The following is a 25409-nucleotide window of genomic DNA, read 5'->3' as shown; positions in this document are numbered from 1 at the left end:
ATGTATTTGATTCTGCAACAAATGTCATCTTGCATCAAAAAAATTTGAAAATAAACATGTTTTATTATAAAGCAGAAAAATCGATTCTTAGTAGAATCGGTTTTTAATATAAACAAAAGAGCGCTTATTATAAGCGCCCAGTAACAACAGTTATATGGAAGTATTTATCCCGTAAAAGCCCGATTGGTGAGGGTTAATAATTAGTGGGGGATGAACAAAACCCCACTGATTAAAGTTTCACTTTATTCAATACCGCTCGGATCAAACGAATACTGCTGCTTATTCTCAATCCGCTCAATCACATCTTGCAGCTCATCTGGCTTCAGAAACTCAATAGGAGAGAAGCCTTTTTCAAATGTAAGTGTGTCTGCTTCAATCATAAGTACATATCGATCATTTACCTTCGCAATATGTATTTGATCCCCGAAATCAGCAAGCAGGGCCTTCACAGAGATATGATCTGCTTTTAGTTTTAATTCGACTTCAGGAGCATGCTCGACGATTTGAGCAGTTGCTTCCATTACTTCTTCGGTTGAAAATTGTTCCATAATTTCGCGTTTCGGACTGGCAGCCCATACTTCCATCGCTTGGTCGAATTGTTCGCGTTCTTCCGTACCTTCTTCAAATACATCTTCAATTTGGTCGTATACCATGTCCATTACTTGTGTTTTCATAATTTCAGGCATAGAGCGTTCGTATTCGACGAATTTTAAGAAGTCTTCAAAGTAGCGGGCATGTGATGCTTGGTGTATTTTTAGTTCGCCTACTTCAACCATACCTTCTTCAGGCATGTACGGATATTGGATAGATTTCATATTCTTTGTTGTGATGGCCATTTCAACGTTACGAATCAGTGTTGATTCATCAGAAATAGAAGCAACCTTTGGTTCAAAGTCGCATTTCATTACGAATACGAATGGATCATCAAAGTATTTGCGTAGTTTTGCCTGAGCAATTAAAAATACACCACCACGTACAGCGCTTGTGTCAAGATATGTATAAACGAGAGGTTCGCTCATATCTTTAAAATTGTCCTTTGTTTCTGCAAAGCGAATACGATTAAAAAGGTTGTAATGAGGGTTTGAATCAAGTTCGTGCCCTTCTTCTACAATAAAGCGACCAATTTTTGTTGGGGCTTGTTCTGTTTTTGCATGACGTTCTACTTTTCGCTTCGATATTTTTAATAACTCACCATTCAAAAATTCTTTTAAGGAACTATCTTCATATTCTTCAGCGTCTAAAGTTTGAAAATGTTTGTAGCGTTTATCAACTGCTTCACCTTTTCCTTCTACTTGTACAACATAAAAGGAAAGATAATTTATTTCAAAATCCATATTTATCACCTTGTTTCATTTCATTAACTCTTATCAGTATAGAGATGGAAAAAACTTTCGTCAATTTATATAAGGAAGGGGAAGCCCCTTCCTTTATATAATCTTTATTTTCTCGATTAAAATCCGTCTTCTAATGCTGCGAATGGAATGTTTAGTCTGTTTTCTACTGTGCGTAAACGTTGGTTTAAGCGGTTTAGTCTACGTGTATGGCGCTCAACTGTATTTTCTAGTTGACGAACTCTTTGTTCAAGCTCATTTACGCGTCTTTCTAATTGACGATTTCCAGTGCCAGGAAAAGAGATTGGAAGTTGGAATTGTCTATTTTGGTCATATGGATTCGTGTGCTCTGCTTGATCTATATAAGATTGATATTGTGTTTGTAAGTCATACTGTGGTTGTTGGTACGCATATTGATTATATGGATCATATGGATTGTAGGGATACATAATAACATCCTCCATTTCTTTAAAATAGGTTGAATTCACCATAATGTATGTGCAAAAGCGGAGTGGTGGCACGGCAAATACCTATTTATGTTGACGGGATTTCTCTTTATCCCGCTATTTGCTGGGCAATAAGACCCCCATGTCAAAATTCAGCAGAAACAAAGAAGGTCGGGATGCCCGTAAAACCCCCACTGATTACAGTTTCACTTTATAAAAAATAGCTTGAGGGTTTTTGATTTGTATTTCTTTTGCTTAATGGTATATACTGGATAAAAGAGAGAGTTTACATAAAAGTTACAATTCTATCAAACTCAAACTTTTATGTAAATATGTATAGACATTTATAAAAGAAAAGAGTAATTTATATAGAGTGAAAAATAACTTGTAACATTTTATAAACATATTGTAAAATGATTGTAACAAAACATACATAAAAATGAAATAAATACATAATAGTGATGTTGGGGAAAGGGAGAGAGTATATTGTTCCGTAAAGTAAAGGGTATATTGGTTGGGGTGTTATGTGTAGCTATAATGAGTGGCTGTGGTGCAAAAGTAAGTGATGTTGCATTGGTAAGTGATATTGGTGGGCATACTGTAGAGGCTAAAGCAGAAGTGCAGGATACTATTAGTTTAGTTGATGGTCGAACTGGTACTGAAGTGAAAAAATTAGATTTATCTAGTTTAGGCTATTTTGAAGATGAAGCGAAATTTAAAAAGTCTGTAACAAAGGTTGTTGGTGAGGTTGGAAAAAGCGTCGACAAAAAAATGGTTCCTTCACGTATAGCACCTGATGGAAGTTGGCAAGAAGGAAAACCTTCTTATGAATTAATGGAAAAAGAATTAGTAGATAAATTGTTAAATGTTGGTATGTGGGATGCTACGTATCAGTTGCCGATCGTGGAGAAAAAACCAGTCGCAACATTAAGTGATGCGCAAGGAAATGGTACGGTAATTGGTAGATATGAAACGAACTTAGGTGGTTCAACAGGTGGCCGTATTGAGAATATTCGTTTGTCAGCAGCGAGCATAAATGGAGTTGTGTTAGCAAAAGGAGACCGTTTCTCTTTTAATTCATTAATCGGTGATACAACACCAGATAAAGGATATCAATTAGGGAAAGAAATAGTTGATGGTAAATTAGTAGATGGATATGGCGGTGGTGTTTGTCAAACATCTTCAACTTTATACAATGCAGCAGATCAAGCTGGTCTGAAAATGGTGGAGAGAACTACACATTCTAAAACGGTAGGTTATGTTCCACAAGGAAGAGATGCTACAATTGCATATCCATACTTAGATTTAGTATTTGAAAATACGAATGATGCACCTGTGAAGCTTTATATGGGCATTCAGGGTGGAAAGCTAGTTGCTGAAGTACATAAAATGAGATAAGAGTTAAAAAGCCATCTTTTCTAAAAGTTAGAAAAGATGGCTTTTTATTATGAAAATAAAAATGTATGTGAATTCTGACTTTTCTTATTTACATAGGATGATTTTAGTTGTATCCTTCATAGTAACGGTTATATGTAATGGGAAAATATAGGGATAAGGAGATGAAGTTATTCATGGTAAAAATTCATCCGAAAACACGTATTGGTCATGTTGAATTTAAAGTGAAAGATTTAGAGCGTCAAATTGCTTTTTATGAGAATGTTGTAGGATTAGAGGTAATTAAGCGAGAGGGGAATAAAGCATATTTATCTGGAAAAGGTGGAAAGAATGCGTTACTTGTTCTTGAAAAGTTAGAGGACGGGGTACTGCAAGAACCGCGTACGACTGGTATATATCATGTAGCCTTTTTAGTTCCGACTCGTGAAGCTTTTGCTTCTGCGCTATTTGGGGTTCTTCGTAATAAGAATGTAATTGACAGCCCGGCTGAGCAAGAAGGGCGTTATACATATTCAAATGAAATTTTACCAATTTCAAGGTTTAATAGTGCAAGTGATCATACATATAGCGAAGCTTTTTATTTGCAAGATTTAGAGGGGAATGGTATTGAAATTTATGCAGACCGTCCGCGCGATCGATGGGGAGAAGGGCCAGGAGGAAGTACACCACTTGATTTAAAAGAATTGGCAACATTCGTTGATTATGAGTTTGATGGTTTGCCTGCTAATACTGTCGTTGGGCACGTACATTTACGAATAGCTGATGTAGAGAAATCACATGAATTTTATGTGGAAACAGTAGGTTTTGAAGTACAACAGCGTGAAGAGGATTGCTTATTTATTTCAGCAGGGGGATATCATCACCATATTGGTGCAAATACGTGGAACGGAGTAAACAATCCACACCCACCAGTACATGCAACTGGGCTAAAGGTGTATACGATTGTACTACCGTATAAAGAAGCGTTAGATGAAGTGAAAGAAAGATTAATAGAAAAACAACATGAAATAAATGAAACTACAAATGGGTTTGTGGTGGTAGATCCAAGTGGTATTACAGTGCAGTTTGAAATAGAAGCAGTGTAAAATAAGCGAGAAAGTGTATAATCACTTTCTCGCTTATTTGTGATCATTCATAGCTCAATCCAATATCTTCTTACTACATTCCCATCTTCCTCAGTGAAATCATCATCACGAAGCCCGCCGTTATGTAAAATCGTTTTTTCAGAAGCGGTATTCACTGCGTCGCAAACGACAAGTACTTTCGTGATGTCTAATTCCTTCGTTTTTTCTAATGATAATGCTAGTAACTTCGTAGCATAACCTTTTCTTCTTTCAGAAGGGCGAATGCCATAACCAATATGACCGCCAGCGTTAAATAAATGTTCGGTTAAACTATGACGTATATTAACAGCTCCCACAATTTTATTTTCATCTGTAACAAGCCAATATGTAGAGTCTGGTACCCAAGTTTCAGGGATATTTATTCCGTTATGCGCATCGAGAAGTTCTTGAACCATAGCTGGAAAGTTGGCAGGATTTTTTGAGATAACCCACGGGATCATTGTTTCACCGCTATCTTTCCATTCGTTATAGAAATCTAAGTATTCTTCTTGTAAATCAGTAGTAGGTGTAAGTAACGAGACGTTCATTGTTAGTAAGCTCCTTTATTTATGTATTTTTTATAAAAAATTATGAAACAAAATGAAAGCGTTTTCTAAAATTTCTCAACCTAATTTCATGCAATCCACCTTTGGTTTTTTAGAAAATTAGTGAGGGTTTAAAATCAGGAGTTATTTATTTTATGTTAATATTTAAAATATTAACATAAAACAGTCGGAGTATTAAGTGTATTTTAGTGGTATTCTTTCATGGTGATAAATGGATGTTTGTGATAATTTTTGTTTTCTCTATCTATAATGAATGAAAGGGGGAAGTGCCCGTGAGTGTAGATTTTGATTTTATTATACGAATCGGTGTTGCTGGCTTGTTAGGAGCAATGATTGGTATTGAAAGAGAAATTCGATCGAAAGAAGCTGGATTAAAGACTCATTTCCTCGTAGCGGTAGGAAGTGCGTTAATAATGGTTGTTTCGAAATATGCCTTTTCAGATATTGTGTATGAAGAGCATACGTCTCTAGACCCAAGTCGGATTGCAGCACAAGTCGTTAGTGGAGTTGGTTTTTTAGGTGCAGGCACAATTATTATTCAAAAGCAGGCGGTGAAAGGATTAACGACCGCGGCTGGTTTATGGGCTACTGCCGGTATAGGATTAGCAATTGGAGCGGGAATGTATGTAGTAGGCATTGGAGCGACGATTCTCGTTTTAATTGGTTTAGAAATTGTAAGTCGTATTTTTAAGGTGCAATTTCTATTTCCACAAAATATAACAGTGCAAATGTTTGTAAATAAACATGAAGCGATACAACAAATATTAGAAACACTACAAGTGAAAGGCATCCCAATACTCTCATATGAGGTGGAAGCTTCACAGCAAGGTACAGAAACTGTTTATAAGGTAGGAATGCAGCTGAAAAATATATCGTCAGAAGAAAAGAATGAGTTTATTCAGCATATGCAAACATTACCGGAAGTTACGTTTATAAAGTTAAAGTCATAGTGTTGAAAACGAGGATAGATGTAGCAGAAATTTTGCTATTATCTATCTTTTTTTGATCTAAAATGCACGGAAAGTCAAGCGTTAATTTTACATGAAATGAATATATGTGTGAACGTTACCTTATTTTTTCTCAATACAGGACAAAAAGTAAAAATAGTAAAATAATGGAGCGGGACACTAAAAATGTAAGGTAGGGGAGAGCATGAAAAGCTATTCAAAGAAAATGTTAGTAGGGGTAAGTTTTGCTAGTTTAATGTTAGGGAGTTTTCAAGGGGGCAGTTTGGCAGAAGATACTAAGGGAGAGCAAGTTTCTTATCGAAATGTGCTCAAAATGGAGCCAGTCGGTGTACAACTACCAGTACAAGAATTAGCTCATTCATCGAAAGTGCTCGAAAGCAAGTCTTTTGAGAAAAGGCTACAATTTGCCGATTTATCACAAAGACCACCTGAGGTGAAAAAAGAAAGTAAGCAATTAGCTGTAGCGAAAACTTATACAATTGCTGAATTAAATCAATTAAGCAATCAGCAGTTAGTAGATTTACTTGTAACAATTGATTGGGAGCAAATTACGGGGCTATTTCAGTTTAATACAGACAGTCTAGCATTCTATCAAAATGATAGTAGGATGCAGGCGATTATTGATAAATTGAAGCAGCAAGGACAAGCCTATACGAAGGATGATTCAAAAGGGATTGAGACATTAGTGGAGGTATTGCGTTCAGGATTTTATTTAGGATTTTATAATTCGGAACTTAGTAAATTAAATGAACGGAGTTATCATGATAAATGCTTACCTGCATTAAAAGCGATAGCTAACAATTCAAATTTCAAGCTGGGTACATTAGAGCAAAATAGAGTGGTATCATCATACGGAAAGTTAATAGGAAACGCTTCGAGTGATGTGGAAACGATAACATCAGCTGCAAAGATTTTTAAACAATATAATGATAATTTTTCTACATTAGTAGATAATCTTTCAGCTGGAAATGCTATTTACGATATTATGCAAGGTGTTGATTACGACATTCAATCGTATTTGTACGATACGAGGAAAGCACCGAAAGATACAGTATGGTATTAGAAAATAGATAGTTATATTAATGAACTAAGTCGTTTTGCATTAATGGGAACGATTACAGCAAAAAACGGTTGGCTTATTAATAATGGCATTTATTATACAGGTAGACTCGGTACATTCCATAGTACAGGAACGAAAGGGTTACAAGTTGTAACAGATGCGATGAAAATTTATCCGTATTTAGGGGAGCAATATTTCGTAGCTGCTGAGCAAATCGCAACGAATTATGGCGGAAAAGATGCAAATGGTAAAGTGGTGAATTTAGATCAAATAAGAGAAGATGGAAAGAAAAAATATTTGCCAAAAACGTATACGTTTGATGATGGGGCAATTGTTTTAAAAGCTGGAGATAAAGTGACAGAAGAAAAAGTAAAACGTTTATATTGGGCGGCAAAAGAAGTGAAGGCACAATTCCATCGTACGGTTGAAAGTGATCAACCTTTAGAAAAAGGAAATCCTGATGATGTACTAACGATGGTTATTTATAATAGCCCAGCAGAATATCAATTTAATCGTCAATTGTACGGTTATGAAACGAATAACGGTGGTCTTTATATAGAAGGAACAGGTACGTTCTTTACTTATGAGCGTACGCCAGAAGAAAGTATTTATAGTTTAGAAGAATTATTCAGACACGAGTTCACGCATTATTTACAAGGTAGATATGAAGTACCAGGGTTATGGGGACAAGGGAAAATATATGAAAATGAAAGATTATCTTGGTTTGAAGAAGGGAATGCTGAATTTTTTGCAGGGGCAACGAGAACGGATAATGTTGTACCGAGAAAGAGTATTATAGGAGGATTATCTTCAAATCCAGCAGAGCGTTATACGGCAGAGCGAACGTTAAATGCAAAGTATGGAACGTGGGATTTCTATAATTATTCCTTTGCTTTACAATCGTATATGTACAATAAGAGATATGATATGTTCGATAAAATACATGATCTTATTAGGAAAAATGATGTAACAGCATATGATGCATATCGCTCTACATTAAGTAAAGATGCGAATTTAAATAAAGAATATCAAGACTATATGCAAATGCTAGTTGATAATCGTGAGAAGTATAATGTGCCATTAGTATCAGACGATTATTTAGCGAATCATGCATCGAAGCCAGTTTCAGATATTGCAGCAGAAATAACAGCGGAAGCAAAATTGAAAAATGTATCAGTGAAGAAAAATAAATCACAGTTCTTTAATACATTCACACTACAAGGAACATATACAGGAACTGCAGCAAAAGGAGAATATGAAGATTGGAAAACAATTACACAAAACGTTAATGATACGTTAAAACGTTTAAGTGTAAAGGAATGGACAGGCTATAAAACAGTAACAGCATACTTCGTAAATTATCGCGTGAATGCATCAGGACAATTTGAATATGATGTTGTGTTCCATGGTATTGATACGGAAGAAGGGGCAGAGAATAAAGCACCAGTTGCGGTTATAAACGGTCCGTATAGTGGAAATGTAAATGAAGCAATTTCATTTACAAGCAACGGATCAAAAGATGAAGATGGGAAAATTATTTCATATAAATGGGAGTTTGGTGATGGAGCAGTAAGTAATGAGCAAAATCCAACTCACGTATATACAAAAGAAGGAGCGTATACGGCTAAATTAACAGTAACAGACGATAAAGGAGCAACTAATACTGCTACAGCGACTGTAACTGTTCAAAAGAAAGAAGATAACAGTGTAGAAAAAGAACCGAATAACTCATTCCAAACAGCAAACAAACTGCAGTTAAATCAAGTTTTACGTGCTAGTTTAGGAAATGGCGATACAAGTGACTTCTTTGAAATTAATGTGGAGAATGCTAAAAACCTTCAAATTAACGTAACGAATGAAAATAATATCGGAATGAACTGGGTACTTTATTCTGAAGCAGATTTAAATAATTATGTTACGTATGCTCAGCAACAAGGGAATAAACTAGTAGGTAGTTACTACACGTATCCAGGGAAGTATTATTTACATGTGTATCAGTATGGTGGTGGAACAGGGAATTATACGGTGGAAGTGAAGTAGTAAAAAGGGAGTTGTCTTTTTCAATGAATGGCATAAGGTCTGTACTTTAATGAAAAAACAACTGCAGGAAATGTCCCTAATGATAATAACAAATTAAGTATCGCGAGATATTATATTTACATTAAACAAATCTAATCAGTAAATGAGATAAAATCGATGAACTAGTATTTCATCACGATGTAAGAAAAGTTATAAATATTAAGTGTTTTTAATTGAATTAAACTAAAGGATCAGAGTATATCTGTAACAATAGATAAGATCTGATCCTTTTATGTAATTAACTAAATAGAAAATTGTTATCACGTTAGCAAGGGATACTAATAGAAAAACGTGTCCCTTTACCTAATTCACTCTCTATCTCTATATCTCCGTTTAATTCTCTAATAATACTATAAGCAATCATAGTACCAAGCCCAGTTCCTTTTTCTGTTGTTGAATAGAATGGCAAAGCAATTCGTTTTATTTGTTGAGATGACATCCCAATTCCTGAATCAATAATATCAATTATGATATTTTCTTTTACTTTTTGTATATTTATTTGTAATAATCCACCATTTTTCATAGCCTCAATTCCGTTTTGGATGATGTTGTTTAGACAGAGTTTGAATTTTTCGGGGTCCCCATTTATATAAAAGGAATCTGTACTATTTTGTTTGATTTCAACTTTGTATGACAGAGCGAGTGGTGAAATAGTATCTTTCACCTGATTTAAAATGTGATTAATATCTATTTTCTCTTTTAGGGTGTTCTGTGGTTTGGTTAAAGATAAATAGTTATTAATAGTAGATTGTATTTGCTGCATTTCAATTAACATGATTTCTAAGTATTGCTCCTGAGATAGCTTAGAGGCATGTTTTTCATTTAATAATTGAGTGAATCCATGTACCGTGGTTAGTGGGTTGTGGATTTCGTGTGCAATTGACGCTGCTAGTTCGCTAGCTATATAAAATTTTTCAGCCCGTTGCAGTTTTTCTTTCATTTTATATTTCTCAATCATTTCCTCTATAAAATAAACTGATAATAATACTGTGAAAATATTAATGACTATATAATTTAATAAAAATTCTATGAGAGTAGAGTCTATTTTACCTCCTGTATTTATTTGAGTTACAATACCGCAAATAGAAAGTGAAGCTGTACATACTAAAATAAGAAGTAAGCTTAATAATATCTTTTTTTCTTTAAAATACATAGGTAATAAGTAACGAAAGAGCATTGTTATACCCAAAATAATAGTGAAGATAATAAATGATGGAAGAACGCCATTTCCTCCTAAGTAAAACCGGTAAGAAAGATATAAAATTCCTATAAAAACAATGTTTTTTGTATTTCCATATAGAAAAACTAATATAATAGGAATAAAACGTAAATCATAAATAAATCCCACATGTAAATGAAAAGGAAAAGTCATACAAAAAATAATAGCAATGGAGGAAAGGATAGAAAATAACATATTATTACATGTTATTTTTTCTTTAAACTCTAGCCAGAGTACGTGATAGCTAAGGATACAAATTATTATAATAAAGGTATTTAATAAAAGAGTAGAAATTCCCATAGTTTTGCATCTCCGATAGTTTGTAAGTAGAATTATGTATGAGTTGGACAAAGATGTTTAGTATTAGTAGACTTTTTATCTAAAAAGGAAGGGTACTTGAAAAGTGCTGTTATATTACTCGTATTAAAATCGATAAGGAAAATAGAAAAAATAATAGATAAAAAATCTATTTAAATTCATGTGCATATGAATTTATAAACTAACTTTTGTATAGGTAAAATTGGGATTGAGTTACTGATAAAATAAGGTTCTTTAAGTATGAATATTCTGTGAAAGTGATATGTGTGGTGACTCCTGTTTTGTAGCCTTCGTTATATTAACATGGAATATATCAAATTACAAAGTGAAATTTTAGAAAAATTTTATTAGTACATTTTATCTGAAATAGAAATGCTATTTATTTGAGTATTTTGGTACTTCCTCGTATAAAACTTTGTTAGAAAAAGATTTTAAAATTTATAAGTTTTTTATGAAGTGTAATATTGTAGCTTTATCTATGTGGCTTTCTCAATAACTATTAAGGCAGAAAGTTAAAATATATAGGTTTATAGATATGAATTATTACATAAAAACGCACTTAAAAAAGGATGTATGATGGTAATAGAATACAAACATCAAGGGGGAACTTAAAATGAAGTTAAATAAACTAGTGCTTAGTTGTGGAGTAGTTTCAGCATTAACACTTGGTGTGTTAGGGAATAATACTTATGCTGAAGAAGTACACAAAACGAATGATCCAATTCATGTAGTTGAACATGTTTCTGCAGACTTATTATTAACCCAAACAATGGATTATAGTGGCGAGGCTGTAACTTCTTTCGTATATGATGGGAGTACTGACTTAAGCTTTTCTATGAAAAATAATGGTCAAAATACAATGGGATATAGTGTAAAAGGTCCAAATACAGAGCTAATTGTTGGTGGTTATATAAAACCTGGAGAACAACAAATTAATGTTACAAATGTACGGAATGCTTTATCTCCATTGCCGAATGGAACATATAAAATTTACGTTTCAAATGATGATGGTTCTAAGGGGCAATTCCAAGTTTCAGTAAGATCTATGAATTAAATTTAAAACGCTTTGTTTTTAAGTTAATTTAATCTTTACTTATTGGAAAGAAGCTAAAGTGAATTGAGAATTACCGATAAAAATGAAAACGAGCACCTTATCTAATTGTGAGAGGGTGTTCGTTTTTTGCTATTAAACAGAAAATAATTATAAATATATTTTGATATTCCCATTGCTAACCTACTAGATTGTGTCAACTAGAGAATGTCTACTATAAAACATATTAAAATAAAGATGATGTAACATTCCGCTAAATTATATGGGGAGATAGAAAAACCACCCTTATATGAGTGGTTTTAGTAATTATTTTTAGGTTATACATTTAAAATTAGGCTAAGTTATAGAAATAATAAACATTTAATCCGTTGTTATTATTTTGGTTCTGGATAATGATTGTAGTATGAGATTCTAATAAATTCTTGGTAGACATTTGTTAATTTTGCATCTCTAAGAGCATCGTTGAATTTTTGCATACGTACACTCCCTTGAGCGTAGCCTCCACCTGGAGTATAAGGGTTTCTTGCTTCAAAGTCATCCAAAAATACTTTTAATTTTTTATAGTCTTGAGATTGATAGAAAGCCACGGCCTCTTCAGGAGTGACATCAAAGTAAGAGGATGACGTTGAGTTATAAGAAGCTGCTTGAGCAGTAGGTGCCTCTAGCATAGTTGCAGCTCCACCGAACATAGTAAGCGCCATAGAAGATACAATAATTTTTTTAAACATAATAAAACCTCCATGTAGAATATTGGATTAATAGTAACCCTGTAATCATTATAGTTACAGTGAAAATGATTATCAAATGCAATATTGCATAATATATTCCGCTATTTTGGGGCAGTAAGACTCCCGCCCAAAAATTCAATGAAAGCAAGGAAGTTAGATGGGAATCGGGAGGATTAAAGTTTCACTTTATTCTTTGAACGAGAAGTCACCTTTATATTTAAATGGAGGAGTGTAATAGATTAGAAGAGGTGTATAAGTTACTCAGGTTAACAAGAAAATGAAGAAGATATTTTTAATAGGGGAAAGCTTAATAACTGGAGTAAAGGAATTGCTATTTATATATTTAACATACATATTTGTCTTTTAAATTGTAGGCGTGTTTTAGAATTTGTATATAGTAAATTCGTTAAAAAACTTGATAAATAATAAAATGTGTAAATTTTTTGACTATTTTATTAAAATTATTTAATATTTGTAATTTATTGTTTTATAATGATAAATGGGTCGATCGTGAATGTTTTAGATATTGCGATATATACTCGGATTAATTTATTCTAGGGAGGTTACAAAATTGGGTAAGAAAGTCATTATAAGAGTTTTTACATTATTATCAGTACTGGCATTATTCCTTAATGTATTTTTACCTAGGGCTAGTGCAGAGGTTATGACGCATGAGAAATATTCAATGGACTGGAGTTATAGTAATAGTCTAGGTAAGTACATTCGCACTGAAATGATTAAAAATTCAAGTGGTCAAATTGCTTATTGCTTAACCCTTGGATTAAAATCACCAAATGGTGAAGATCTTCCTGAAATGGGGAAAACAGATAATGTAGTATATAGAGTCTTATTAAATGGTTTCCCGCAAAAAAGTGCTGAACAGCTGGGAGTAGCTAATAAAAATGAAGCGCATTATGCAACGCAACTTGCGGTTTGGAATGCATTAGGTCAACTCGATGTAAATGAATTAAAACATGAGAATAAAAATGTTGAAAAAGCAGCTAAGGCTATTATTAGTAATGCTAATAATAGTGAAGAGACTCAAGATGTTTTTATGAATGTGATTCCTGCTGAAAAGCAAAAAGCAGAATTAAAGGGTGAATTCTTCGAAACAAATCTATATTCAGTACAAACAAATGCTAAGAGTGGTTCTTATAAGGTAGTAGCGAAAAATGCACCTAATGGAGTTAGAATTGTAAGTGAAAATGGAGAAGTGAAAGATCAGCTTTCAGTTGGAGAAAAATTTCGTATCCAAATTCCTAAGAATACAAAAACGGGTGAATTTAATTTAAGTGTTGCTGCTAATTTAACTAAAGTTCAAGCAATTGCTTACCGTGGTACGGATACTGTTCAGAATGCTACAGTACTATTAGAGAGAAATGAAGAAAAGCTTAGTAGTGATCTTGCAGTAAATTGGGAAGCAGCTGGTTCTTTAAAAATTAAAAAGGTTGGAGAAAATGGAGAAGTTTTAGCTGGTGCAGTATTTGAGGTCTTTTTTAATGTAAATAATGAATCAGTCGGAAAAATCACGACTGGTGCTGATGGTATGGCAGAATTAAACAACTTACCAATTGGTACTTACACATTAAAAGAAATTAAAGCACCAACAGGCTATGTTTCAGATGATAAACCACAAACTATTGAAGTTAAGACAGGAGAAACAGGAGCTGTCCAAATAGTAAATAACAAAGTAAAAGGTAGCATCGAAATTAAAAAGCTTAGTGATTCAGGAAAGATTTTACCAAATGTTGAATTCACAGTCTTCACTGAAGATGGAAAAGAAGTGAAAAAAGTAGTAACAAAAGAAAATGGAATTGCAAACGTTGAAGGTCTTACGTATGGTAAATATTATTTCTTAGAGACAAAAACACCTAATGGATATATTGGAAATAAAACAAAGTATCCTTTTGAAATTAAAGAGCACAATAAAACACTTACTTTTACAGTGGAAAATACCGAAGTGAAAGGTAGTGTAAAATTACTAAAAGTAGATAATGAAGATATTAGTAAAAAATTAGAAGGTGCAGCATTCGAGCTAAAAGATGCAAGTGGAAAAGTAGTTGGGGAATATAAGACAGATAAAAATGGTGAGATTAACGTCAAAGATTTAGCGTATGGTAAATATTCATTTGTAGAAAAGGCTTCTCCAAATGGTTACGTTCTTGTTAAAGAACCGATTATGTTCGAAATAAAGGAACATGGAAAGATTATTGAGCTATTGGCAGTTAATCATCTTATCAAAGGTGATCTAGAAATTACAAAGGTAGATGTAGCTGATGGAAATAACAAGCTTCCAAATGCAGAATTTACGATTTATAACGAAGCAGGAAAAGAAGTAGTAAAAGGAAAAACAGACGATAAAGGAATCGCTAAATTTGAAAAGTTACCATTTGGAAAATACACATATAAAGAAACTGTTGCACCAAAAGGTTATGTATTAAATGAAGAAACGTTCTCTTTTGAAATTAAAGAGAATGGTCAAATCATTAAACACATTGTCAAAGATGAAAAGATTCCTTCAATAGAAACAAAAGCTACTGATAAAACAGATGGTACAAAAGAAATGCACACGTCTAAGTCTGTAACAATCCAAGATAAAGTGGAATACAAAGACCTACAAGTAGGCAAAGAGTATACTTTAAAAGGTAAATTAATGAATAAAGAGACTAATAAACCATTAGTTGTAAATGGTAAAGAAGTAACTGCTGAAACGAAGTTTACACCAAAAGAAGCAAATGGTTCTATTACACTAGATTTCACTTTTGATGCAACTGGTTTAGAAGAAAAAGAAGTAGTAGTATTCGAAGAGTTATTGAAAGACGGAAAAGTTGTTACGACACATGCTGATATCAATGATAAAGGTCAAACAGTTAAGTTCGTTAAGCCATCAGTAAAAACGACAGCAACAAACAAAGCTGATGGTTCTAAAGAGTTAGATGCTTCTAAATCTGTAACAATCCAAGATAAAGTGGAATACAAAGACTTAATCGTGGGTAAAGAGTACGTAGTAAAAGGTAAACTAGTGGATAAAGCAACAAACAAGCCATTATTAGTTGATGGTAAAGAAGTAACAGTAGAATCTAAGTTTACTGCTAAAGAGAAGAATGGTTCTATCACATTAGACTTCACTTTCAATGCTTCTGCATTACAAGGTAAAGAAGTAGTAGTATTTGAAGAACTGTATCAAGATAATATATTAGTAGCTATTCACGCTGAAATTGAAGATAAGGGACAAACAGTGAAATTTAAAGAGGTAAAGCCGGAACAACCTAAACCAGAACAGCAAAATTCAGATAAAAATACTCCAACACCAGAGCAGCCTAACGAGCAAGTAAAAGAACAACCACAACCTAAGCAAGAAATTCAATCTAAAATTGGATGGTTACCGCAAACAGGTACTAATCTTACAAGTTGGATCTCTATGGTTGCAGGCGCATTACTGTTAATTGTTGGTGGAGTTATTTTCTTGAAACGTAAAAATGCATAGAAATTAAAAAATAAGCACATCTGTTTTTTAACAGGATGTGCTTATTTTTATCATTTTAGCCAAGAAGACTCCTATATTTAAGCGTGAATGGCATTTAAAATAGCAACCATATTTTATAGGTAATTTTGAACAGTTAAAAGAAATATTACAGGAGGGTGAAAAGCAAGGAGTTTTTCATTTCTTCTCCATAAATCATACAATACATTGGATCACTTCTATTGTTTTATTTCCAAAGTTTAAAAAGTTTATTGATTTTTTAGGACCAAATGAAACGAATGATACAAATCATGAATGGATGCCAGAAAACTTAGTGGACAGGATTGTTACTGCATTAACAGATAAACCTAATGTGTAAATTATTCAGTGTTTATGAATTCTATTATTACTATTTAAAGCCTAATTTCTCAATGTATTGTAGAGAAATTAGGCTTTTTTTATCAATTCATTAAAGTTTTTATAATTCAAGGACTCAAGTTAATGATTATATTTTCAAGTATTCGTTTTGAGCTATATAGATATAGTTTTCGTTGCAACTGTTTGTTGAAATATTTTATCATGCTCAACAATAACCATTGTGGGATTAAATTGTTGAATAAGTTCTTCAATCTGCATGCGGGAATAGATATCTATAAAATTTAGTGGTTCGTCCCATATATATATATGAGCTTTTTCACATAAACTTTTAGCGATAAGCAGTTTTTTCTTTTGTCCACCAGAATAATGAGATATATCTTTTTCAAATTGAATTCGGTCAAAGTCCATCTTACTTAGGATGGACTTAAATAAGGTTTCATCAATCTTGTGCTCTTCAATAAAGCCTGATAGCGATCCCTTCAAATGAGAAGTATCTTGTTGGACATAGGAAATGATGAGTCCTGTACCTAAAGTAACTAAGCCTGTATGCTGTATCGGATGTCCTAGAATTAGTTTTAGGATACTACTTTTTCCGCTCCCATTCGTTCCATCAAGTACAATTCGGTCACCTTGTTCAACTATGAAGCTAATCGGCTCATTCACAATTTGATTATTGTACTTAACGGACACGTCAACTAAAGTAACCAATTCATTTGATTTAAATTGCAATTGTTCCAATTTTAATGACTCAGTTTTTTCCACATTTTTTAGTAATTTTGATTTTTCCTCAATAGCTTTTTGTTGCCTTGATTCAAGGTTTTTTGCTCTTTTCATCATCTTGGCTGCTTTATGTCCTACAAACCCCTTATCCAACTTAGAGCCTGAATTCCTCGTTCCATTTTTTGAAGCTTCCACGTCATTAGACCAACTTGCTGAACGTTTGGAAGACTGTTTTAATCGCCCTATGTCTTTTTGTAGACGCTCATTTGTAGCCTTCTCGTGTTCTTGCTGTCTATCAAAATTTAACTTCCAAGAAGAATAGTTACCACTTTGAACTTCAATATTTGCTCTATTAATAGATAGGATATGGTCAACGCACCCATCTAAAAAGATTCTGTCATGTGAAATTAAAATAAATCCTTTTTTCTTCCTTAGATAATCGGAGACTATCTTTCGTGCATCTGTATCTAAGTGATTTGTTGGTTCATCAATTAATAGAAATTGACCCGCATTTAAAAACAGTGCAGCAAGCAACACTTTTGTTTGTTCCCCATTTGATAATGTTTTAAATGGTCTGTACATGACCTCAGCATCAACATTTAAATAGGATATCTCACGTAGAAGTTCCCAATCTGCGGCTTGGGGACAAATTTCTTCAAGGATTTCATGAGTGAATTTGTTCTTATCTGAAACAGAGTAGGGGAAGTAATTGAATTCTACTGAAGCAAGGATTTTCCCGCTATACTCATAATTCCCTAACAATAAATTAAAGAATGTCGTTTTACCTCGTCCGTTTCTACCAATAAATCCTAGCTTCCAATCCGTATCTATTTGGAAGTTTACACTTTCAAAAATATTATCAAAGCTACCTGGGTATGAAAAAGTTAAGTCTTGGACCTTTATCATTGACATAATAATTCCTCCTTTATATATCGAAACGTTTCATATAAAGTCGGAACATCCATCCATTTTTTAATTCCTCTATATAAGTTTGATGGATATTAACGACTTATATAGAGCATTACATGTGTAACAATAGTATCTGAAGTACTCATTTTTCTCGCTCCTTTATTTGTGAAGTACATTTAACAATTAGTAAGTTTCAACTAAGACAAACGGGAATAAAAAAATCCCCCAATTTGTAATCGGAAGGATTAGTCTTTCGTCTATACTTAATAAGTACTTATTAATCATTTGAATCATGACAAATAAAGTATGAACTGAATTTTAAAAATGGATAGACTAACCCTATATTTTGTAGTTTGAAGTTATAAAATTCAACTTAAAATATAAATTAGTTAATCATTATTCATCCATCATTCCTTTCATAATTCCATTTTTAGAGTAACATTCTTTTTAGGGAGATGCAATATTGGCTTCAATTTCATCTAATTCTAAATCATTTATAATTCTTTGAGTAAGGAGATAAAACTTTACCGCCCTTTTTATAAACATCACATTTTTGTTCAATAGGTCATGTCTTTTGTCCGTTAAAAAGGGAGGATATGAAATTGACATCAACTTTTTGTGTAACTATAATAGTTACGGTTGGTTTCGTAAACTAATTTGAATTTCTATTTTAATGATAGTATATTTTCATTCCTTTTTAAGTGTGACAGATAGCAACTATAATCCAATAGAGGAGTAGATTCTATCTCATATGTAAAGAGTAGATAAGTTGTACCCGCCAAATTTACGATGCTCAAATACTTAAAAAATTACATTTTTCAGCTTATCCTTTTTAGAATCCTCAGTATTGATAATTGTAAACATCTACAAAAAGTTAATAAGATTGTTGTATGTAGAAAGAAATCTTTTAAAAAGGTCATAATATGGATAATAGGTAGCACACATTTTAATTAGTAGGACTTGTGCCACCATCAAGTCATTTTTTAATAAAAGTATAGAAAAATCAAGAAGGTGAATCCATTGCGTAAACATGTATATGTGCAATTTTATGTATTGATATTGGCTTTAATAACTTATATAAGCTTTTGCTTTATATTTTTATTTGTTTTTCCGAATCATTATTTCGTATCAGATTTTAATATCCGACTATCATCTTTAGTCGTTGAAACTACTGTATTTATCTCATTACTGTATTCTATATTATCCCAAAAAATTAAGTTAGGAGTATTCTGGGTTTGCATTACTATTGCAATAGGGTGTTTTTTGATAGGGAATTTCATATCCGCTTTTCAAGTACTTAATGTAGAATTACCAATACAAAATTTTAATATTTCTGATGTATTTCTACTGTTTTTCTTATTTTTCTTTCTCTTTGCGTTCTTTTATAAAATCATGATGGAATGTAACAAATGGGAGAAAGCATATTTACTTTGTGATTTATGTATTGTTGTTACTGCTATTTTTACATTAGAGTGGTACCTATTTAATAAACCATCTGCAAATATCTTATTCTTATCAATTGGAGATGTTTTTCTCTCATTTATTTTTCCAATTATAGATTTATTACTTCTATTACTTGGAGTTACACTAATCTTTCGACCTGCTATTTTCAATGCAAAAAGTAAATTGTTTATTTTTATCCTAGTATTAACTGGATTGGCTATTACGGACTACTTGTATTTCTACTTACAGGATGATTTGTCAGAGCGTTCAGTTATATTTTTAAGGTGTTTGTATAGAGTTTTCCTATTATTTATCGCTATTGCTGCTACAATCCCAAAGAATACTTCTTCTAAAAGAAATTATTTTATTATTAATCCGACATTTGGAGAGAAACTTCTTGGTATATTCCCTTATCTTGCAGTTGCAGTCTTAATTGGTTTTACTTTGAAAGAGCAAACTTCTTCAGCTACATTAATTACGGGAAATTGTATTGCTTTTGTATTTGTACTGATTCGTCATACAATCGTACGAATGCAAAACAAAGAGTTAACTAAAACATTAAAAGTGTTTAATAATCAATTAGAACAAACAGTATCTCAAAGAACAAGGGATTTAATAAATAAATCTAATGATTTAGTAAAAAATCAAGAGAGATTTAAGTCATTATATGAGTATCATCCGGATCCTATTTTAACGATTGATTCAAACGGTATCGTATTAAATATAAACCAGGCTGGAAGTATGTTATTAGGAAAAGAAAGTGCTGCATTAATAGGGAAAGAGTGCTTCTCTATTTTTTTAGATGAAGATAAATCTGAATTGGAAGCAGCTATAAAGAAAGGGAAACGATGTAGTTCATCTTCACTACAGTTACGTGTGAAAAATAACAATGAGAAGGATATACTCTTTTGGTATGTCACTATAGTTCCTATTATGATAGAAGGACAAACCTTTGGGAGCTATGTAATGGTAAAAGATATAACAAGGATGAAACAACAACAGGAAGAGATAAATTACCTTGCATTCCATGATACGGTGACGGAGATTGGAAATCGTATATTCTTCCAACAAGAATTAGATAGATCTATTAAGCGTGCACAAAAAACGCAGGATAAGTTTGGGCTCCTGTATATTGATTTAAATCGCTTTAAGACTATTAATGATACATTGGGTCATTCGATTGGTGACAAGGTTTTAAAAGAAGTTGCCAAACGTTTTAGGACATGTCTGTCACCGACTATTCCTCTAGCAAGAATAGGTGGTGATGAGTTTGCGATCATTGTCCATAACCAAACAGAGCAACAGCTATTGGATTTGTGTAAAACTCTATTTCGTATAACTGAAGAACCATTTGTAGTAAATCAGCATAGTTTTTACTTATCTCTTAGTATAGGAATAGCGGTGTATCCATTTGGAGGAATAAATACTACTACACTTTTACAACACGCTGATATCGCTATGTATAGCGCAAAGGAAAAAGGTAACAATGCTGTTTGTATGTATGACGAGACATTATCTCAAAAAGTAACTCGTCGATTACGATTAGAACAGGATTTACCAAATGCAATTGAAAATAATGAGTTGTTTTTATTGTATCAACCACAAATTGATAGTAAGGCAGGTAAGGTTATTGGTGCAGAGGCTTTAATACGTTGGCAACATCCAGAGCTTGGGCTGATTTCTCCTTTTGAGTTTATACCTATCGCAGAAGAAACGGCGCAGATTATTTCAATTGGAAAGTGGACGTTACAGAAAGCGTGTCGACAACTGAAAGAATGGCATTCTGCGGGTTTTTCAAATCTAAAGATGGGGATAAATTTATCAGCTATAGAGTTTGAACAGAAAGATTTTGTTCAAACAATGATATCTACTATAGAAGAGATAGGAGTACCTGCTAATTCGATTGATTTGGAATTAACAGAGCGAATTGCAATGGTAGATGAAAGAGAAACTTTATCAAAGTTAAAAGCATTAAAATCATTTGGTGTACATTTATCAATTGACGATTTTGGTACAGGTTATTCTTCACTAGCGTATCTGCCTCTTTATCCAATTGATACTTTGAAAATTCCAAGAGAATTTGTTAATAGGATTGGAACTTCTACTGATGGAGATGAAATTATACAAACCATTATTTCACTTGCTCATACTTTAAACATGAAAGTGATAGCAGAAGGGGTAGAAACGAAGGAACAATTAACAGTGTTACAACGTAATGTATGTTATCTAATTCAGGGCTATTACTACAGTAAACCTGTAAATGAAGATGAATTTATGGATTTCTTAATTGTAATGCAAAATGAATAAGTGAAAAATTGATATATGTATGAAGTAAAGTGAAAAGACGTTCTATCCATTTGGAGTAGAACGTCTATTTTATGTTTATTTTCAGTAGTTATGCAGTTATGTTTATGTTTCAGCCTTTGAAAGTAAAATAAGTATCTATATTCCTTGTGTTAGGGATATTTTAAAAATATTTTATTTATAAAAATATGATGTTCATTTGTAGAAGATGGATAATTAATCAAGGGGCAAGAACCTCATTAGATAGGTGTTGGAAAAATAGTCCATATAAGATGCTACACGAGTTGTATCCAGGGAAATTTAAAGAATGGGAATTCAGGTTCCACATAGACCCTAGTTGATTTATATAGTTGCACAGGTCTAGGTCTAGATAAGGAAAACGTCCATAGCAGGTGATTATTTCTTTGTTATATAGAAAATACACATTAAACGTGTATGTGAACAAAATGAACATTTGGTTAAAAAGAGTATAATAAATAGAAAGCACCTAATTATTGGATTCATATTTTAGTCTGAGAGGCACAAATTCGATGCGACGTGAAAAGGATTTGTTGAAATAATGGAGGGCTGATCTGCAAGCTGTTCAAGAAGAGAAGAGGCTGAAGAAGAAGGCTAAGAAAAAGGCTAAGAAATATAGCATTCCTGGTAATACAGCTGACTTCATGAATGGAAAGAATACTTTTCGTAGAGAGAATGGGGTATGGAAGCAAAGAAATAAATGATATGAGAATCAATAGTTTTGATTAAATGTATAGGAATTGTTGTAAGCGCTACTGCGGATTGGGTGGTGTTTTGTTTGTTGTTAAGAGAAAGTAAGGTGTGAGGGGATGGAGGGTTATGCCAACCTTCCTTTTGAAAAAAGATTGGCATTGTTGTTACATACGTAATTTAATAAAACTTGTCTTAAGTGGTATAACTTCCACTATTACTTTTTCTAAAATACGAAAATCTCACCGTACGAATTCCAAGAGAGTTATTATAAAGTGTAAGACTCATTTAAGAGTTAAAAAACCATTTTGTTGAATCTCTTTCCAAAATGGTTTTATTATTAATTTTGTGAAAAGCGGGTATCAAGGTTACAGATTTTAAAGTAAAAGATTATTTATTTGCGTCTGGCAATATCATCTGCTAAACGGATTAATTCCTCCATAGTAATCTTTCTCCGTAACTTATCCTTTATGACTTTCTCCATTTCCTTTGTAACAGTCAATCCCTCAATTGCTAAGGTCGCCTTTGCTGCTTCAAAAGCTTTTTGCAGCTCTTCCTCATTTTTAAACATAATTTGTATCATCTCTTTCAATTTTAATTTATTTTTAATTGTTATTTCTGCCTACTAAACCTAAAAATATATAAAAATTAGTTGAATGGGGGTTGTGCCATTACAACTTTGTGAAAATAAAACGGGATTCAATATTTAATCATTAAAAGGATCAAGTTATATATATAGAATCTAAAACAGAGATATCTAGTACGGAATTATATTATGAGAACAGAGCATATCAAGTTGAAAAGGATGTATCTATGAAATTGATTTTCCAGTACGTAAAATACAGGGTACTACATGTTTTTTGTCTGGTGGTAAATGTAAGAAGAATAAATCGTTTGTTAATAAGCGGGAATTTCCGGTGATTCATTACTTTCAAATGATAAAACAAGCACCCATTCGAGTGCTTGTTTTATCACGATTTAGAAGTTTCCTCATAACCATGATTTCTATGACTAGGATTTACTCCATCCCTATTTGAGTTTTACTTACTGCTAACTTTTGACCATCTTTTTCAATGAAACTAACGGTGAAATTAGCTCCTGTGCCACCTTTTGCATTTTTACTCCAACTAGCAGTATACGTTTTTACATTTTTACTTGTAGAATCAGATTTGATGTCAGGTTCGCCATATTTAGCAACTAGATCCTCGTATTTATCTCCACCTTCACCAGTTACAGGATCACCAGTTTTAATAGTATCCACATCGGCAACCGTTATCTTCTTTTTATCGTCCTTTTTCGTTTCTTGTTTTTGGTCTTGTTTTGCTTCTTTCTTAGCCTCTTGTTTTGGTTCATCTTTCTTTTCTGTAGAAGCTTTGTTTGACGAATCATCACAAGCAACTAGACTCATCGCTAAAGCACTTCCTAATGCAATGGTACTCAACTTTTTGAACATGTTTAATTCCTCCATTTTGAAAATTGTAAAATTCCACAGATGATTATACCAAATTAAGGTAAATGGTGATGTCGTATTCTGTCGAGATAAGAAAAAAACCATAACGCAAGTTCTACCGTTCACTCTAATTGGTAACGAACCGTTATTTGAAGTGTATTGGAAATACTACTATATATTGTTTTTTCTAAATGTTACAATATATAAAAGGGAGGTTTTCACATGGGAGATGTAATCGGTGATGTATTAGGAGGACTCTTTATGTCCATCCCTTCAAAAAGGGAAAAAGTCATTCGTAAAAATTTTAAGCTTTTGGAAAAAGAAGTGTGGTTTAAAGAAATAGAGCATAGATATGGTAGTTTAATGGTTTTTAACCATTCTATTAGAGATTTTGTAGCAAATGAGAACCTAGAGGATATCTTAAAGGATGTTGAGAAAACTCATACATTTCTTCATGAATTAGAAAAACTACTGCAGCAAGAAAAGATTTAATTGACGTAGTAGTGAAGGAATGTTTTATCCGTAAAGGATACTTCAAGCGTAGAGGTCTAAGGATATAGGTTTAGATGAAACAAGAAATCAATTATATGAAAAATTGCTTTATTGATTGATATATTCAGCTCTTGGAGAATTATTTCTTGTTTAGTGGATAGAATGATTCAATTTGCATGAACATCGTCAAATAGAGAAAATTAAAAAGGGGAAATTGTTTTGTGAAGTTGGAAGTGAAAATCATTGTCTATTTTTTGAGCCATTTAAAATAGCGTCAAGTTCTTACGTAATATATTAGAAGCTTCTATACAAAGAAAAGACACCAAAGGCGCCTTTCTCCGTATGTAACCATCTTAAGTTTAATGTTATGGATAAGATTCCTAACCAAAATGATTGTTGCAATTTAATATATTTTGAATACATGGATGTGTGCATTTCTATGACAAATAGATTATGCACTATCATGCAAGTTCGTATATTATTAATAATCATTTTCATCTGAGTTACTATTATAACTAGAATTATAAGAAGGACTATCATACTTAGAGGAATCTTCATTTTTGTAACTAGAAGTGCTGTTATAATTGGAGTTACTATATGAACTTTCGGAACTTGAACTATTAGAAGAGCTATAATAGCTAGGGGAACTGTAGTCGTCATAATAGTTGTTAAAATCATCTTCATCATCCAAATCAGAATTTACAACTTTATTTGTATTTGCTTTCTTTCCAACTGATTGAACTCTATAAGACGCACTCCTTTTTTTATTTTGTTTTCTTTTTCCATTTCCATTTCCATTTCCTTTAGATTGCAATGGAGGTGTATACGTTATAGGTATTACTCTAGATAATCCCCTTACAAATAATCGAACAATACATACTAAAATCCACATGCAAATAATAAATACAAAGACATAAAGAGCAATGTTGTAAATCATATTGTTTATTGTATCTATCATCGCACCCTTTGAAATATTAAACATAAAATCAATCACCGCCATTTTTCTATAAGTTTTATATCAAAAACGCAATATTAATCTAAATAGAATTATAAAATATTTTTTCCGTTTTTTGTATAAAAAATATGAATTTGTTACTGCGGATTAGAATTAAGAAAAAGACACCCTGAGGTGCCTTTCAATGACCTTAGTATCATTTTTTAGTGTGAAAAGGCAAATTGTATACAGTTTGATACTCTCGCTGGATTATTTCATTTGTATATAAATTATTTTAAACTTTTTCTCATTTTCATGCATTTGAAATTTAATATTGAGGGATA

General features: G+C 32.5%; 16 protein-coding genes and 2 pseudogenes. 9 read left to right on the top strand and 9 right to left on the bottom strand.

The features are described from left to right. Window positions 1-242 precede the first annotated feature (242 nt). On the bottom strand, window positions 243-1334 hold the full coding sequence (locus C3Y97_RS17930) for a DUF3900 domain-containing protein (RefSeq protein WP_000345034.1): 1092 nt from the start codon (window positions 1332-1334) through the stop codon (window positions 243-245). A gap of 116 nt (window positions 1335-1450) precedes the next feature. Next, window positions 1451-1780 carry a hypothetical protein gene (locus C3Y97_RS17925; RefSeq protein ID WP_000283715.1) on the bottom strand — a complete coding sequence of 110 codons (330 nt, stop codon included), beginning with the start codon at window positions 1778-1780 and terminating at the stop codon, window positions 1451-1453. A gap of 483 nt (window positions 1781-2263) precedes the next feature. Here C3Y97_RS17925 and C3Y97_RS17920 point away from each other — a divergent pair, with 483 nt between their 5' ends. Next, the gene (locus C3Y97_RS17920; RefSeq protein WP_000488973.1) at window positions 2264-3175 is read left to right on the top strand and encodes a VanW family protein; all 912 of its coding nucleotides are present in this window, start codon (window positions 2264-2266) and stop codon (window positions 3173-3175) included. Window positions 3176-3312: 137 nt separating this feature from the next. Next, the gene (locus C3Y97_RS17915) at window positions 3313-4257 is read left to right on the top strand and encodes a VOC family protein (protein WP_127064062.1); all 945 of its coding nucleotides are present in this window, start codon (window positions 3313-3315) and stop codon (window positions 4255-4257) included. Window positions 4258-4304: 47 nt separating this feature from the next. Here C3Y97_RS17915 and C3Y97_RS17910 read toward each other — a convergent pair whose 3' ends face one another. Then, complete coding sequence (locus tag C3Y97_RS17910) at window positions 4305-4823, bottom strand: GNAT family N-acetyltransferase (protein WP_001103118.1); 519 nt, start codon at window positions 4821-4823, stop codon at window positions 4305-4307. 290 nt (window positions 4824-5113) lie between these two features. Between C3Y97_RS17910 and C3Y97_RS17905 the strand changes: the two genes are divergently transcribed. Together C3Y97_RS17905 and colA are read left to right on the top strand one after the other, a co-directional pair. Next, window positions 5114-5791, top strand: coding sequence for an MgtC/SapB family protein (locus tag C3Y97_RS17905; RefSeq protein WP_000109728.1), 678 nt, complete (start codon window positions 5114-5116; stop codon window positions 5789-5791). A gap of 202 nt (window positions 5792-5993) precedes the next feature. Next, a pseudogene (colA, locus tag C3Y97_RS17900) lies at window positions 5994-8909 on the top strand (collagenase ColA). A 304-nt stretch (window positions 8910-9213) separates the two neighbouring features. On the opposite strand, the gene C3Y97_RS17895 reads toward colA, so the two are convergent. Beyond that, complete coding sequence (locus tag C3Y97_RS17895; RefSeq protein WP_000513034.1) at window positions 9214-10467, bottom strand: sensor histidine kinase; 1254 nt, start codon at window positions 10465-10467, stop codon at window positions 9214-9216. 631 nt (window positions 10468-11098) lie between these two features. On the opposite strand from C3Y97_RS17895, the gene C3Y97_RS17890 reads away from it, so the two are divergent. Further along, the gene (locus tag C3Y97_RS17890; RefSeq protein ID WP_000773522.1) at window positions 11099-11539 is read left to right on the top strand and encodes a hypothetical protein; all 441 of its coding nucleotides are present in this window, start codon (window positions 11099-11101) and stop codon (window positions 11537-11539) included. Window positions 11540-11910: 371 nt separating this feature from the next. Here C3Y97_RS17890 and C3Y97_RS17885 read toward each other — a convergent pair whose 3' ends face one another. Further along, window positions 11911-12264 carry a hypothetical protein gene (locus C3Y97_RS17885; RefSeq protein WP_000473483.1) on the bottom strand — a complete coding sequence of 118 codons (354 nt, stop codon included), beginning with the start codon at window positions 12262-12264 and terminating at the stop codon, window positions 11911-11913. A 571-nt stretch (window positions 12265-12835) separates the two neighbouring features. Between C3Y97_RS17885 and C3Y97_RS17880 the strand changes: the two genes are divergently transcribed. Beyond that, window positions 12836-15751: a VaFE repeat-containing surface-anchored protein gene (locus tag C3Y97_RS17880; RefSeq protein WP_136363591.1), complete on the top strand. Its 2916-nt coding sequence runs from the start codon at window positions 12836-12838 to the stop codon at window positions 15749-15751. 103 nt (window positions 15752-15854) lie between these two features. Next, a pseudogene (locus C3Y97_RS17875) lies at window positions 15855-16106 on the top strand (TetR/AcrR family transcriptional regulator); the annotation flags it as partial. A gap of 152 nt (window positions 16107-16258) precedes the next feature. Here C3Y97_RS17875 and C3Y97_RS17870 read toward each other — a convergent pair. Next, on the bottom strand, window positions 16259-17737 hold the full coding sequence (locus C3Y97_RS17870) for an Lsa family ABC-F type ribosomal protection protein (RefSeq protein WP_071741007.1): 1479 nt from the start codon (window positions 17735-17737) through the stop codon (window positions 16259-16261). A 1017-nt stretch (window positions 17738-18754) separates the two neighbouring features. Here C3Y97_RS17870 and C3Y97_RS17865 point away from each other — a divergent pair. Beyond that, complete coding sequence (locus tag C3Y97_RS17865) at window positions 18755-21484, top strand: sensor domain-containing protein (RefSeq protein ID WP_136363590.1); 2730 nt, start codon at window positions 18755-18757, stop codon at window positions 21482-21484. Window positions 21485-22583: 1099 nt separating this feature from the next. Here C3Y97_RS17865 and C3Y97_RS17855 read toward each other — a convergent pair. Then, window positions 22584-22760, bottom strand: a complete 177-nt coding sequence (locus tag C3Y97_RS17855) for a hypothetical protein (RefSeq protein WP_000475744.1) — start codon at window positions 22758-22760, stop codon at window positions 22584-22586. Window positions 22761-23207: 447 nt separating this feature from the next. Beyond that, window positions 23208-23642 (bottom strand): hypothetical protein, encoded by a 435-nt coding sequence (locus tag C3Y97_RS17850; protein WP_000473787.1) that lies wholly within the window; start codon window positions 23640-23642, stop codon window positions 23208-23210. Between the two features lie 219 nt (window positions 23643-23861). On the opposite strand from C3Y97_RS17850, the gene C3Y97_RS17845 reads away from it, so the two are divergent. After that, on the top strand, window positions 23862-24131 hold the full coding sequence (locus C3Y97_RS17845; protein WP_000503057.1) for a hypothetical protein: 270 nt from the start codon (window positions 23862-23864) through the stop codon (window positions 24129-24131). Between the two features lie 481 nt (window positions 24132-24612). Here the strand turns inward: C3Y97_RS17845 and C3Y97_RS17840 are convergent, their stop codons facing one another. Further along, the gene (locus tag C3Y97_RS17840; RefSeq protein ID WP_136363741.1) at window positions 24613-25113 is read right to left on the bottom strand and encodes a hypothetical protein; all 501 of its coding nucleotides are present in this window, start codon (window positions 25111-25113) and stop codon (window positions 24613-24615) included. Window positions 25114-25409: the final 296 nt, after the last annotated feature.

The sequence above is a fragment of the Bacillus sp. DU-106 genome (assembly GCF_004799705.1).
In the GTDB taxonomy this organism is placed as follows: domain Bacteria; phylum Bacillota; class Bacilli; order Bacillales; family Bacillaceae_G; genus Bacillus_A; species Bacillus_A cereus.
This window is presented reverse-complemented; position numbering and strand designations above follow the sequence as displayed.

Coding starts and splice junctions, on each gene's coding strand:
- C3Y97_RS17930 (WP_000345034.1), bottom strand. CDS start 1,334: ATGGATTTTGAAATAAATTATCTTTCCTTTTATGTTGTACAAGTAGAA.
- C3Y97_RS17925 (WP_000283715.1), bottom strand. CDS start 1,780: ATGTATCCCTACAATCCATATGATCCATATAATCAATATGCGTACCAA.
- C3Y97_RS17915 (WP_127064062.1), top strand. CDS start 3,313: ATGGGAAAATATAGGGATAAGGAGATGAAGTTATTCATGGTAAAAATT.
- C3Y97_RS17910 (WP_001103118.1), bottom strand. CDS start 4,823: ATGAACGTCTCGTTACTTACACCTACTACTGATTTACAAGAAGAATAC.
- C3Y97_RS17895 (WP_000513034.1), bottom strand. CDS start 10,467: ATGGGAATTTCTACTCTTTTATTAAATACCTTTATTATAATAATTTGT.
- C3Y97_RS17890 (WP_000773522.1), top strand. CDS start 11,099: ATGAAGTTAAATAAACTAGTGCTTAGTTGTGGAGTAGTTTCAGCATTA.
- C3Y97_RS17885 (WP_000473483.1), bottom strand. CDS start 12,264: ATGTTTAAAAAAATTATTGTATCTTCTATGGCGCTTACTATGTTCGGT.
- C3Y97_RS17870 (WP_071741007.1), bottom strand. CDS start 17,737: ATGTCAATGATAAAGGTCCAAGACTTAACTTTTTCATACCCAGGTAGC.
- C3Y97_RS17855 (WP_000475744.1), bottom strand. CDS start 22,760: ATGTTTAAAAATGAGGAAGAGCTGCAAAAAGCTTTTGAAGCAGCAAAG.
- C3Y97_RS17850 (WP_000473787.1), bottom strand. CDS start 23,642: ATGTTCAAAAAGTTGAGTACCATTGCATTAGGAAGTGCTTTAGCGATG.
- C3Y97_RS17845 (WP_000503057.1), top strand. CDS start 23,862: ATGGGAGATGTAATCGGTGATGTATTAGGAGGACTCTTTATGTCCATC.
- C3Y97_RS17840 (WP_136363741.1), bottom strand. CDS start 25,113: ATGTTTAATATTTCAAAGGGTGCGATGATAGATACAATAAACAATATG.